Here is a 13,483-nt window from a genome sequence, read left to right as displayed (position 1 = left end):
TAAAATTACTCCTGCTCTGGGCTGCGTAAATAATAGCCTACTCCACGTCTTGTTACAATCCACATTGGATGGCTTGGATTATCTTCAATTTTTTCACGTAATCTTCGAACTGTTACATCTACCGTACGCACATCACCAAAATAGTCATAACCCCATACAGTTTGAAGCAAGTGTTCACGCGTCATGACTTGTCCAATGTGCTTCGCTAAATAATGCAGCAGCTCAAATTCACGGTGAGTCAGTTCAATCGTTTCTCCGCGCTTAGACACGATATAAGCATCTGGGTGAATAACAAGTGCTCCAATCGTAATTTCATTCGTTTCGCTTTCTTCCGTTGGAACAGCTACCTGTTGATGTCTACGTAAATTAGCTTTTACACGTGCTAATAATTCACGCGTACTAAATGGCTTAGTTACATAATCATCTGCACCTAATTCTAGACCTAAAACTTTGTCAATTTCAGAGTCTTTTGCTGTTAACATGATAATTGGCATATCATATTTTTTGCGCACTTCTCGGCAAACTTCCATTCCATCTTTCTGAGGAAGCATAATATCTAATAAAATCATTTCAGGCTGTACTTCTTCCACTTTTTCAAGTGCTTCTACGCCATCATAAGCACAAAATACTTCGTAACCTTCTTTTTGCAAATTAAACTTTAAAATATCTGCAATCGGCTTTTCGTCATCTACGACTAAAATACGTTTATCCATGATCATCGTTCTCCTTTATTAGTTGAAGCAAAATATAAAAGATAGTATTCATACTGTTTGAATACCGTAGTTTTATTATACTTGATAACCCTTGAAACGTCACAAGTTCATCCTCTACTATACATGAAGATATATGATTTTCAACCATCTCTAAATACAAAAGTAATATATTACCACAAAAGAGATACAAAGCAAATAACGTTTTCTTTTAAATGTAAATAAAAGAAAAAAGCATGACTTTAAATAAAGTCATGCTTTTTGATGGCTCGGGACGGAATCGAACCGCCGACACAAGGATTTTCAGTCCTTTGCTCTACCAACTGAGCTACCGAGCCAAAATGGCGGTCCCGACGGGAATCGAACCCGCGATCTCCTGCGTGACAGGCAGGCATGTTAACCGCTACACCACGGGACCTCAGTCTATATGCTATGTATTAAAAATATTAAAAATGACCCGTACGGGATTCGAACCCGTGTTACCGCCGTGAAAGGGCGGTGTCTTAACCGCTTGACCAACGGGCCACGTTGTAACAAAAGTGAGCCATGAAGGACTCGAACCTTCGACCCTCTGATTAAAAGTCAGATGCTCTACCAACTGAGCTAATGGCTCATGTTATATCTCTTAGCGACGCTTATTATAATAACATGATATTTAATATGAATGCAATAGTTTTTTTAAAACTTTCTTTTTATTATTGAGCTTTTTTTAAAAATCTTGTTAACAAAGCACCAATTATCAATAAAAAAGGTTAGCTCACGAGGAGCTAACCTTTTTTATTTAGCTATATACACCACGTAATACATTTGTTTGTGTACGATCTGGACCTACAGAGAAAATAGATAAAGGAATACCTGTTAATTGAGACACGCGCTCTAAGTAGTGGCGAGCGTTATCAGGTAACTCATCTAATGTTTTCACACCCGTAATATCTTCTGTCCAACCTGGAAGCTCTTCGTATACAGGTTCACATTCTGCAAGTGTTTTTAAGCTAGCAGGGAATTCTTCCATAACTTCCCCTTTATAACGGTAAGCTACACAAATCTTTAATGTCTCAATTCCCGTTAATACATCAATTGAGTTTAAAGATAAATCTGTGATTCCGCTAACGCGACGAGCATGACGTACAACTACACTGTCGAACCAACCTACACGGCGAGGACGACCAGTTGTTGTACCATACTCACGTCCTACTTCACGGATTTGATCACCGATTTCGTTTGTTAATTCAGTTGGGAAAGGACCGTCACCAACACGAGTTGTATACGCTTTTGATACACCTACAACGTGTTTGATTTTAGATGGACCTACACCAGAGCCAATTGTTACTCCACCCGCTACTGGGTTTGAAGATGTAACAAATGGATATGTTCCTTGGTCGATATCTAACATAACACCTTGTGCGCCTTCAAATAGTACACGACGTCCTTCGTCTAACGCATCATTTAATACTACTGATGTATCAACAACGTATTTTGCAACTTGTTGACCATAATCATAGTACTCATCTAAAATTTCTTCTAATGTAAAGCCTTCTACTTCATACATTTTTTCAAGAAGGCGGTTCTTTTCAGCTAAGTTTTGTGTTAATTTTGTTTCAAATACTTCACGGTCTAGTAAATCGGCAATTCGAATACCAACACGTGCTGCTTTATCCATATAAGCTGGTCCAATACCTTTTTTCGTTGTACCAATCTTATTTTCACCTTTACGTTCTTCTTCAACTTCATCTAATTTTAAATGATATGGAAGAATCACATGAGCTCGGTTACTAATACGTAAGTTTTCTGTTGTTACACCGCGATCATGTAAGTATTTTAATTCTTGAACAAGCGCTTTTGGATCGACAACCATACCGTTTCCAATTACACATGTTTTGTCATTATAAAAAATACCTGAAGGAATTAAATGTAACTTATAAGTTTCACCATTAAACTTAATTGTGTGACCTGCATTGTTCCCACCTTGGTAACGTGCAATCACTTCTGCATTTTCTGATAGGAAGTCTGTAATCTTCCCTTTTCCTTCATCTCCCCATTGTGTTCCTACTACAACGACTGAAGACATATCTTAAGCACCTCCGCTTAGTAAGCAACAGCTCACTACGACATAATTTAACCATGGATAAGTGTATCAATTTATCACGCTAAAGTCAATTAAATCCGAACGATTTAACAAAAGTTATTACAAATATATCGTATTTTGCGGAACGAATGCGATAACAATAAAATAAAACCTCTCATATTGAGAGGTTTTATGCACCAGGCGGCACTCCTGCATCATCAAAGCGCCGCTCGAGATTAACGAATTTATTGTACTCTTTTACGAAGGCAAGCTGTACGGTTCCAACTGGACCGTTACGCTGCTTGGCTATAATAATCTCGATAATATTTTGATTTTCTGTATCTTTTTCATAATAGTCTTCACGATATAAGAAAGCTACGATATCGGCATCCTGCTCAATACTTCCGGATTCACGGATATCAGACATCATCGGTCGCTTATCTTGTCTCTGCTCTACTCCACGGGAAAGCTGTGATAAGGCGATAACAGGAACTTCTAATTCACGAGCTAAAGATTTTAACGCACGCGAAATTTCAGATACTTCCTGCTGTCGGTTTTCTCCGCTTCGTCCATTACCTTGAATAAGCTGTAAGTAGTCAATTAAAATCATCCCAAGTCCGCCTTCTTGTTTCAAGCGACGACACTTAGAACGAATTTCACCTACTCGAATACCCGGTGTATCATCAATATAAATCCCTGCATTGGACAAAGATCCCATTGCCATCGTAAGCTTTCCCCAGTCATCAGCTGTAAGCGAGCCTGTACGCAGCCTTTGTGCATCAATATTTCCTTCGGCACACAGCATCCTCATAACAAGCTGCTGAGCACCCATCTCTAAACTGAAGATTGCTACGTTCTCATCCGTTTTCGTTGCAACGTTTTGCGCAATATTTAAGGCAAAAGCCGTTTTACCTACCGATGGACGGGCCGCTACAATGATTAAATCATTTCGTTGGAACCCTGCTGTCATTCTATCTAAATCACTAAACCCGGTTGGGATACCTGTAATGTCACCTTTTCGATTGTGAAGAACTTCGATATCATCGTACGTTTGTACAAGTACATCTTTGATATTTTGAAACACACCGCTGTTTTTACGCTGTGCTACTTCTAAAATGTTTTTTTCCGCTTCATTTAATAAAACTTCTACTTCGTCTTCCCTTGCATATCCTTCTGAAGCAATATGCGTTGCAGTACGAATTAAACGGCGTAAAATCGACTTTTCTTCTACAATTTTACCGTAATACTCTACGTTTGCAGCCGTTGGAACAGAGTTAGCTAAATCACTTAAATACGATACGCCGCCAACTTCTTCTAAGATTTTTTGATCAGCTAATTCAGACGTTACCGTTACCAAATCAACCGGTTCACCTTGGTCAGAAAGTTTCAGCATACATGTAAAGATTTTCTGGTGCGATGCCCGGTAAAAATCTTCAGGTATCAGCAGTTCAGATGCTAAGGTTAAAGAAGAAGGCTCTAAGAAAATGGCCCCTAATAGCGCTTGCTCTGCTTCAATATTCTGAGGCGGAAGACGATCAGCAAAAAGATCACTCATATTTCTATGCCCCTCTTATATTCTTTCGTATTTTCTTTCATCATAAATGTTGGCGCGAACAAATACAAGTCCGCGCCAACCCTTTATATCATTTACCTATTTTTCAATCGTACGTTTATTTTTGTTCAGTCACGTGTACCTTTACAGTAGCCGTTACTTCCGGATGTAATTTAACCGGTACATTTGTGTAGCCTAATGCGCGAATTGCATCATTTAATTCAATTTTACGCTTATCTACTTTAATGTTGTGCTTTTTCTTTAATTCTTCAGCAATTTGTTTGCTTGTGATAGAACCGAATAAACGGCCGCCTTCACCAGATTTTGCTTTTAATTCAACTGTTAGTTCTTCAAGAGTTGCTTTTAACTCTTTGTTTGCTTGAAGTTCTGCAGCTGCATCTTTTTGCTCTCTATTTTTTTGTGCTTCTAATACCTTCACATTACCGCCTGTAGCTTCAACAGCATAACCATTTTTTAATAAGAAGTTATGTGCGTAGCCATCTGAAACATTTTTCACTTCACCTTTTTTGCCTTTTCCTTTTACATCTTTTAAGAAAATTACTTTCATGATTTTTTACCTCCATCTAAGTACTCATCAATTGCTTGTTTAAGCCGTTCTTCAGCTTCATCCAAACTAATGTCTTGGAGCTGAGTAGCAGCATTCGTTAAGTGGCCTCCGCCTTGGAGACTTTCCATAATAACTTGTACATTGATATCTCCAAGCGATCTCGCACTAATGCCAATTAGATTATCCCGCCGCTTAGAAATAACAAACGAAGCAACCACTCCGCTGATTGAAAGCAGCGTATCTGCAGCTTGCGCAATTAACACTTGATCATACATTTTGTTTGGTTCAGCTCGTGAAATAGCAATACCTGCTGTATAAATCTCTGCATGTTCAATAAAGCGTGCTCGCTGTACATATTGCGTGATATCTTCTTTTAAAAACTTTTGAACAAGAACCGTATCTGCGCCTTGAGAACGTAAAAAGGACGCTGCATCAAACGTACGAGATCCCGTGCGTAATGTAAAGCTTTTTGTATCGACAATAATACCAGCTAAAAGTGCCGTTGCTTCTAGCATATCAATTTTAAATCGTTTTGGCTGGTATTCAAGAAGCTCAGTAACGAGTTCTGCTGTCGAGGAAGCATATGGCTCCATATAGACAAGAAGAGGATCTTCAATAAAGTCTTCTCCACGTCTATGGTGATCAATGACCACGACATTTTCAATACGATGTAATAATCTTTCTTCAATAACCATGGACGGCTTGTGCGTATCCACTACTACTAAAAGAGTATCATCACTTACAAGATTTAAGGCTTCTTCAGGCGTAATAAATCGCTCCCACAGGCCTTCTTTCTTTTTAATCTCTTCTAGCATTCGCTGAACACCTGTATCGATATGATCAGGATCTAATACGATAAAACCGTCTTTCTGATTTACTTGGGCTACTTTTAATATCCCAATAGCAGCTCCTACAGCATCCATATCCGGATACTTATGACCCATGATAATCACTTTTCCACTCTCTGTAATGAGCTCTTTTAACGCGTGAGAAATAACTCTTGCACGCACGCGCGTCCGTTTTTCCATTGGGTTTGTCTTGCCCCCAAAGAATTTCACTTTTCCATTCGGCTGTTTAATCGCTACTTGATCTCCGCCTCGACCTAAGGCCAAATCCAAGCTAGATTGAGCTAAGGCACCCAGCTCAGGTAAATCAGCAGCACCAGCACCGATACCAATGCTCAATGTAAGCGGTATATTTTGTTTAGACGTCTCTTCTCGAACTTGGTCTAAGATAGAAAATTTGCTTCGCTCTAAATGAATTAAGATTTGTTCATTCATAATCGCAATAAATTTCTCGGAAGACGTACGTTTAATAAAAATACCGTATTCTTGAGCCCAACTATTTAACATAGAGGTTACTTGGCTATTCAAGTTACTTTTAACTTGATCATCCATTCCTTGCGTTAGTTCATCATAATTATCTAAAAAGATAATACCTAAACTTGTTCGTTCTTCTTCATACAATTTTTCGATTTCTATTTGCTCTGTAATATCAAAGAAGTACAGTAAGCGCTCGTCTCGTTTAATCACCACTTTAAATTTCCGATCATGCAACGTGACAACTTCTGTTTCCACTTCTTGTTTGATCAGTGGAATAATACTTTCGGCTACATCGTATAATGATCTTCCCACTAGTGTGTCTTCACCGAGACAAGATGCTAGAAAAGGATTGGTCCATTCAATTTGATATTCATCATTAAACAGCATAATCCCAATCGGCATTTCCATTAATGCCTCTTCGCCTACTTTTTTCAGCCGATGAGACAGCATTGAAATATAGGTTTCAAACTCATCGGACAGCATTCGCTCCATTCTCATGTATAGAAAAAGACAGGCTAATAGTAATATAAAGCCTATCATTCCTATGATCCAATTATGATAGGTCACGATACCTACTAAAATCAGAGCTATACTATACAATGAGTAAAATGGATAGCGAATAACGTTCTTTTTTGTAAAGACAGGCATCCATTTCAGCTCCTACTTTTTTAAGTTCCACAATATCTACTTTTTTGTGTCTAATTGTTTTCTTAAATTAAATCCTAAATCAATTATACCTAAGATGCGCACAATTTGAAGGATAATTGGAATAATTAATGCTAAAATTGTTACAACAACTGGAATTGCTTTCGCATACCCTTTTTGATGTGAAAAATAGAAAATAAAAGAAATCCCTTGTAACACTACTAGCATTTGCAGTCCCATCACGATATTGATAATGGCTACGTACATAAATGTACCTTGTTCAATATTAAAAGATGGGAAGGATAAGATTAATGCAATCAAATAATACCATAGAATACTTTTAGGAAGTTTGAATTCACGAAAAGGCGGGAATGCTTCCACCTCATAACCTGTTCTTTTAAGAATAGGCGTAGCAATAAGCTGAGAGAAAAAGGCCAGAATAACTCCACCTATAACAATTAATAGAGGCAATAGATTTTTAAACATATCAAATGCATCTCTCATTTGGTCAATTTGAGATTCCTTAACGTCTTGTCCTAAACTTTTCATCATTTCAATACTTTGATTAATTGATTGATCTAAAGCATTATTTATTTGCTCCATTAAATTAACATTAAAAATGACATTTGCTCCTACAAACAATAAAAGTAAACCTAAACTAAATGCAACCGTTCCGCCTAGTAAAATGGTATACCTTTTTTGTTTTTGTCGGTAAAGCATTCCTATTGCTAACCCACCAATACCAAATACAAATGTAAAAGGAAGAGTCAACACATTTCCAAATAACAAAGTCAATAACAACCCTACTACTAAAAATAATATTGCCTTTTTCCACCCATGACGAACGGTATACACAATAAATGGAACAGCAAGCGCTAGTTGAAAAATGGTTCCCACAACAGGTATGTATAGTGAAAAAAGCAACAGCGCCACAAAAAGCGCTAAAAGAGCTGCTCCTTCTGTAATATATCGAATTCCTTTCACAACTTCACCTCGTTGATATAGACTATTATTTATTTTATCGATTCAATTCATAAGAAGCAACTATTTGACAAAAGAGCACTTATGTAATGTAAAAAGAGGCAGTAAGGGAATCCTTACTGCCTCTTTTTATACCGTTCATTATTCACCAGAAACATATGGTAATAATGCCATTTGACGAGCGCGTTTGATAGCGATCGTTAATTTACGTTGGTATTTAGCGCTTGTTCCAGTTACACGACGAGGTAAAATTTTACCACGCTCTGAAACGAATTTTTTAAGCATATCTACATCTTTGTAATCGATGTGAGTGATGCCGTTTGCTGTGAAGAAACAAACTTTACGACGTCTGTTGCGTCCACCTTTACGTCCACCTGCCATTTTGATACGCCTCCTTCCGCTTAAAAGTTTCTATAAAATTTTATACTCCGGATAATCTACTGCGAATTAAAACGGTAAATCGTCATCTGAAATGTCAATTGTCTCGCCATTATTTGCAAATGGATCATCATCAACGCGAGTATAACCTTGATTACCTGAGTTACGGTTCTGATTATCTCCAAATGGAGAGCCTTGTCCAGATCCTCCAGTGTTAGCAAAGTTACTGCGTTGCGTATCCCCACCGCCACTTTTCGGCTCTAAAAATTGCACACTTTCCGCTACAACTTCCGTTACGTATACGCGACGACCGTCTTGTCCTTCGTAACTGCGAGATTGTAGTCGACCATCAACACCAGCTAAACTTCCTTTTTTAAGGAAATTGGCTGCATTTTCAGCCTGACGACGCCATACAACACAGTTGATGAAGTCAGCTTCACGTTCACCTTGCTGATTTGTAAATGTGCGGTTTACCGCTAAAGTGAATGTTGCAACCGCTGCTCCACTCGGGGTATAACGTAATTCAGGATCTTTGGTTAAGCGTCCTACGAGAATTACGCGATTCATCATCAGAACCACTCCTTAAGGAAATAAAACCCAATTTATTTAAACGTTTAATTATGCTTCTTGTTTAACAACGATATGACGGATAATGTCTTCGTTGATTTTCGCAAGACGATCAAATTCAGAAACTGCTTCTGAAGTAGCCGCCACGTCAAGAATCATGTAGTAACCGTCACGGAAATCATTGATTTCGTATGCTAAACGACGTTTACCCCATTCTTTAACATTTGCGATTTCAGCACCATTATCAGTTAATACGCCGTTAAAGCGCTCAACTAATGCTTTCTTTGCTTCGTCATCAATGCTTGGACGGATGATGTACATTACTTCATACTTTCTCATCACTGTCACCTCCTTTTGGTCTAACGGCCCGAAACGGGCAAGGAGCAATAAAATATTACTCACGAATTAAAATTATAGCACACTACCATAGGCAAAGCAATACGCATTGCGGGCTGTTTCGTAAATATATGCTAATATTTTCGCCAACAACAAAAGCCGAAAGAAGATATCTTCTTTCGGCTTTTAATCTTATACGTTAAAGCGGAAATGCATAACGTCTCCGTCTTTTACGATGTATTCTTTTCCTTCTAAACGTACTTTTCCAGCTTCACGAGCTGCTCCCATTGTTTTGGCAGCCAATAAATCCTCGTATGACACCGTTTCTGCACGAATAAATCCGCGTTCAAAATCTGTATGAATAATACCTGCACACTCAGGAGCTTTCATACCTTGTGTAAACGTCCACGCGCGTACTTCTTGCTCACCCGCTGTAAAGTACGTAGCTAATCCAAGCAAATCGTACGCTGCACGTACAAGCTGATCTAGACCTGACTGTTCAATGCCTAGTTCTTCAAGGAACATTGCTTTTTCTTCTCCTTCAAGTTCAGCAATTTCAGATTCAATGCGTGCGCAAACAACAATTACTTCTGCACCTTCACTTGCCGCATACTCGCGCACTTTTGCTACATATTCGTTAGCAGATGCATCGGCTACTTCATCTTCAGAAACGTTTGCTACATAAAGAATAGGTTTGATCGTTAGCAAATGAAATTGTTTTACTAATTTCATTTGTTCTTCTGTAAACGATACAGCACGAGCTGGCTGATCACTTTCAAATGCATTCTTTAGTTTCTCTAGAATTTCGTATTCGTACATTGCTTCTTTGTCTTTTTGTTTAGCCATTTTTTGAACACGGCCAATACGTTTCTCTACCGTTTCTAAATCTGCTAAAATCAACTCTAAATTAATGGTTTCAATATCTGAGATAGGATCTACTTTTCCTGAAACGTGCGTGATGTTTTCATCTTCAAAACAACGTACAACGTGACAAATCGCATCTACTTCTCGAATATGAGATAAGAATTTATTTCCCAATCCTTCACCTTTACTAGCACCTTTTACGATTCCAGCGATATCTGTGAATTCAAATGCTGTTGGAATTGTTTTTTTAGGTTTTACAAGCTCTGTAAGTTTTTGAAGACGATGATCAGGTACTTCTACAATACCTACGTTAGGATCAATCGTACAGAAAGGGTAGTTCGCAGATTCTGCGCCCGCTTGTGTAATTGCATTAAATAATGTTGATTTTCCAACGTTAGGAAGACCAACAATTCCAGCTGTTAAAGCCATATATTTATTCACTCCTCTTTATATATCCGAAACAAGTTAACCTGTCACAATTATAGTGAGTCAACTTTTGAAATACAAGTTTGATAAAGAACCTTTAACCGCATGGGGTTAAGGTGCTTCATTTTGTCCCACCTTACAGTATAAGGCATAAACATAGAAAATGCATGAGGTTATTCCTCATGCTTTACAAGAATTTTTTTCATTTTACGTGCAAAATCACGTCTTGGAATCATTACGCTATGGCCGCAGCCTTCACATTTGATACGGATATCCATTCCCATTCGAATGATTTTCCATTCATTTGTACCGCAAGGATGAGGTTTTTTCATTTCCACAACGTCATTTAAACCAAATTCTTTTTCCGTCATCAGCTCTCTCCTCCTTATGTCCCTTTCAACGTCGACGAATGCTGTGCTTCTTCTGTACGATTATACATAACCATACGAGGAAATGGAACTTCAATACCATGTTCATTTAGCCTTGTACGCACTTCTTTACGAATCATACGAGAAATATGGAAATGTCTCATTGGTTTTACTTCACTTGTAATCCTCATTGTGACTTCAGTTGCATGGATATTTTGAACCCCCAGCAATTCAGGCGTTTTAACCATATCTTCATAGCGACTTGGCAATTCTTCTAACAGGTCTAAAATCACTTGTTCTGCTTTTTGTATGTTTTCTTCATAAGAAATGCTTACATCAACGAAAGCTACGCTGTTATGTAACGAAAAATTAGTGACCTCCACAATACTGCCATTAGGCAAAATATTAATTTCGCCTGTCCAACTCTTAATCTTTGTAGTTCTCAAACCAATTTCCTCTACAGTTCCCTCAAATGTTCCTACTCGAACATAATCCCCAACGGAGAACTGATCTTCAAAGATAATAAAAAACCCCGTGATGATGTCTTTCACTAAGTTTTGAGCACCAAACCCTACCGCGAGCCCTACGATTCCAGCCCCCGCTAGCAATCCACGGACATCTACCGATAACGTTTCTAAAATCATAACTCCCGCAACGAAATAAATGGCATAAGAAAAAATATTTTGAAGCAAACGGACCATCGTAGCTTCTCGTCGCTCAGAAATACGCAGAGGGCTATTTGTGCGAACCTCTACGAATTTATTTAACGCTTTCTTTCCAATTCGAATTAAAAACATGGAAATGAGTAGAATCAATAGAATTTTTATAAATCCCTCTCCAATATGTGCCCACGTTTCTTCTTGAAAAAATGGCTCAAACACGTTCTTAAAAACTGACTTCAACGAATTCATACTACATGTAGCTCCTAACGTAACATAATCTGCATACGAGAAAGTTTTAACCTATTGTAGCAAGTTTCTACGAACTTTTGTAGCGATTTCGAAATGGATACAACAAAACGGCTGTTACTAGAAATAAATTGACGATTCCATACATTGGATACAAAATAGCAATTAAAGTAGAAAACCCTACCTTTGTAAAGGGAATCATTAAAAGTAGCCAGCAGGCTGCCAGTTTCCAAAGAGATTGCACCTTTTCAGTATGAAAACGAGCGGTCAATCCTAAAATTCCCGAAACGGCTGTCGTATAAATTGCGATAAGCAAAACAATGCTCATTAAAAACGTCATCATATAAGGAAAATCTTTAAGAATAGCGAATAATGGAATTTCATAAGAGGAAAGAAGCCCTGAAACTTGAATAAGTGATTCATTATAAATAAAAGAGAGGCCTCCTAATAAAAAACCACTGCCAACACTTGCAATATAAATCTCTTTTTTGCTTTTAATTTCCTTTCCAATTGTAGATAATACCGCGACAAGAGGAAGAATATTTAAAGCCGTAAAGGTAAAAGCAGCAGGCCAATTATGCTGAAGATGCCAATTAATTACTCCAGGATGACGTAAAACAAATGTAAGAAGTACACCAGCTAGTCCAATCATTAAGATTGGCATAACGAAAGAATTGATAGAAAGCAGTCCACTTAATCCTCTTGAAAAAACAAAGACGATAAACACACTAAGACCACCAATTCCCCACCAGTAAGGAACATGCCACATTTCCAATGTCGCCCCGCCGCCCGCGATCATAATCACCGTCGTCGTAAACAAATAAAAAACGATTAAAACGTCGTAGGCTGCAGCCCATCTCTTTCCTATTAATTCAATTAGTACTGGGTAAAATTGATTGGTTCGATAGCGATAGCTGATTTGCATAATCACATTGCAAGAAATCGCAAAAATAATAGAAAATAGAAAAATAGCAAGTCCGCTTTCTTCACCAAAGAACTGCCATAGTTCTCTTCCAGAAGCATATCCAGCACCTATCATCGTTCCCATAATTAAGAATATCCATTTACACCCGGCTCTCCACATCGATTTTCCCCCAATCCACGAAATATATGTATAGAATCTTCAAAATCTTCGTATACTGTTACTATTATGTATAAGGAGTGGACCCTATGAATTTAAAATCTCCCTTCTTTGAGAAGACACAACATTCAACCCGCGTATTTCATGATGAGGAATCTGCTACAAAGAAGCTGAGTACACAGTTACTATCTTTACTTCCAGCACAGAAAGACAGACCAATTGTTTTTGTATGTATTGGAACGGACCGTTCAACTGGGGACTCATTGGGTCCATTAGTCGGAACAAAACTGAATGAAAAAAAGGTTTCATCTTTTCATATTTTTGGAACGTTAGAAGAGCCTGTTCATGCGGTTAATTTGAAAGAAACGTTAAAACATATTCAAAAGCTTTTTCCAAATCCTTTTATTATTGGAATTGATGCTTGCTTAGGCCGTATGAAAAGTGTAGGCTCTGCATCACTTGGCGTTGGGCCCGTCAAGCCTGGAGCAGGTGTTAATAAAGAATTGCCGCCAGTCGGAGATATTCATATAACAGGGGTTGTCAACGTGAGCGGATTTATGGAATTTTTCGTCTTGCAAAATACGAGGCTTCACCTCGTTATGTGCATTGCCGATTTAATTGCGAAAAGTATTGAGACTGCGCACAATGAACGAGAGAAAGAGTTTAATAATTCTTCGGTTTACCAAACGGTAAGACAATATAAACAATAAAA

General features: G+C 38.1%; 14 protein-coding genes and 4 tRNA genes. 1 reads left to right on the top strand and 17 read right to left on the bottom strand.

Annotation, left to right across the window (positions count from 1 at the left end; translation table 11 throughout):
• Positions 1-5: 5 nt before the first annotated feature.
• From yycF to AC3WJG_RS15785, 17 genes are all read right to left on the bottom strand, one after another.
• Positions 6-713, bottom strand: coding sequence for a response regulator YycF (gene yycF / locus AC3WJG_RS15865; RefSeq protein WP_013085552.1), 708 nt, complete (start codon positions 711-713; stop codon positions 6-8).
• Positions 714-975: 262 nt separating this feature from the next.
• Positions 976-1,048 (bottom strand) — tRNA-Phe (locus AC3WJG_RS15860).
• 4 nt (positions 1,049-1,052) lie between these two features.
• Positions 1,053-1,128: transfer RNA gene (locus AC3WJG_RS15855), tRNA-Asp, on the bottom strand.
• 35 nt (positions 1,129-1,163) lie between these two features.
• A tRNA-Glu gene (locus AC3WJG_RS15850) sits at positions 1,164-1,235 on the bottom strand.
• Between the two features lie 15 nt (positions 1,236-1,250).
• Positions 1,251-1,323, bottom strand: a tRNA-Lys gene (locus AC3WJG_RS15845).
• Positions 1,324-1,491: 168 nt separating this feature from the next.
• Positions 1,492-2,778, bottom strand: a complete 1,287-nt coding sequence (locus tag AC3WJG_RS15840; protein WP_098578905.1) for an adenylosuccinate synthase — start codon at positions 2,776-2,778, stop codon at positions 1,492-1,494.
• Positions 2,779-2,965: 187 nt separating this feature from the next.
• Positions 2,966-4,330 (bottom strand): replicative DNA helicase, encoded by a 1,365-nt coding sequence (gene dnaB / locus AC3WJG_RS15835; RefSeq protein WP_028409758.1) that lies wholly within the window; start codon positions 4,328-4,330, stop codon positions 2,966-2,968.
• A 115-nt stretch (positions 4,331-4,445) separates the two neighbouring features.
• A complete protein-coding gene (gene rplI, locus AC3WJG_RS15830; RefSeq protein ID WP_013085555.1) occupies positions 4,446-4,895 on the bottom strand; it encodes a 50S ribosomal protein L9 in 450 nt (149 codons plus the stop codon).
• Positions 4,892-6,865 (bottom strand): DHH family phosphoesterase, encoded by a 1,974-nt coding sequence (locus tag AC3WJG_RS15825; RefSeq protein ID WP_028409759.1) that lies wholly within the window; start codon positions 6,863-6,865, stop codon positions 4,892-4,894. Before AC3WJG_RS15825 ends, rplI begins: the two co-directional genes overlap by 4 nt.
• A gap of 36 nt (positions 6,866-6,901) precedes the next feature.
• Positions 6,902-7,846 (bottom strand): YybS family protein, encoded by a 945-nt coding sequence (locus tag AC3WJG_RS15820; protein WP_337134421.1) that lies wholly within the window; start codon positions 7,844-7,846, stop codon positions 6,902-6,904.
• A gap of 138 nt (positions 7,847-7,984) precedes the next feature.
• On the bottom strand, positions 7,985-8,224 hold the full coding sequence (gene rpsR / locus AC3WJG_RS15815; protein ID WP_013059913.1) for a 30S ribosomal protein S18: 240 nt from the start codon (positions 8,222-8,224) through the stop codon (positions 7,985-7,987).
• A 66-nt stretch (positions 8,225-8,290) separates the two neighbouring features.
• Positions 8,291-8,791 (bottom strand): single-stranded DNA-binding protein, encoded by a 501-nt coding sequence (ssb, locus tag AC3WJG_RS15810; RefSeq protein WP_013059914.1) that lies wholly within the window; start codon positions 8,789-8,791, stop codon positions 8,291-8,293.
• Between the two features lie 48 nt (positions 8,792-8,839).
• Positions 8,840-9,127, bottom strand: coding sequence for a 30S ribosomal protein S6 (gene rpsF / locus AC3WJG_RS15805; RefSeq protein ID WP_013059915.1), 288 nt, complete (start codon positions 9,125-9,127; stop codon positions 8,840-8,842).
• Positions 9,128-9,316: 189 nt separating this feature from the next.
• On the bottom strand, positions 9,317-10,417 hold the full coding sequence (gene ychF, locus AC3WJG_RS15800; RefSeq protein WP_013059916.1) for a redox-regulated ATPase YchF: 1,101 nt from the start codon (positions 10,415-10,417) through the stop codon (positions 9,317-9,319).
• Between the two features lie 170 nt (positions 10,418-10,587).
• A complete protein-coding gene (locus tag AC3WJG_RS15795; RefSeq protein ID WP_013059917.1) occupies positions 10,588-10,785 on the bottom strand; it encodes a DUF951 domain-containing protein in 198 nt (65 codons plus the stop codon).
• A gap of 14 nt (positions 10,786-10,799) precedes the next feature.
• Entirely contained in the window at positions 10,800-11,693 is an 894-nt protein-coding gene (locus tag AC3WJG_RS15790; RefSeq protein ID WP_028409761.1) for a mechanosensitive ion channel family protein, read from the bottom strand.
• A 67-nt stretch (positions 11,694-11,760) separates the two neighbouring features.
• Entirely contained in the window at positions 11,761-12,774 is a 1,014-nt protein-coding gene (locus tag AC3WJG_RS15785) for a YkvI family membrane protein (protein ID WP_337134420.1), read from the bottom strand.
• Between the two features lie 86 nt (positions 12,775-12,860).
• On the opposite strand from AC3WJG_RS15785, the gene yyaC reads away from it, so the two are divergent.
• A complete protein-coding gene (gene yyaC / locus AC3WJG_RS15780) occupies positions 12,861-13,481 on the top strand; it encodes a spore protease YyaC (RefSeq protein ID WP_028409763.1) in 621 nt (206 codons plus the stop codon).
• The last annotated feature ends 2 nt before the right edge of the window (positions 13,482-13,483 follow it).

This window comes from Priestia sp. FW507-14D1A (assembly GCF_058781295.1).
This window is presented reverse-complemented; position numbering and strand designations above follow the sequence as displayed.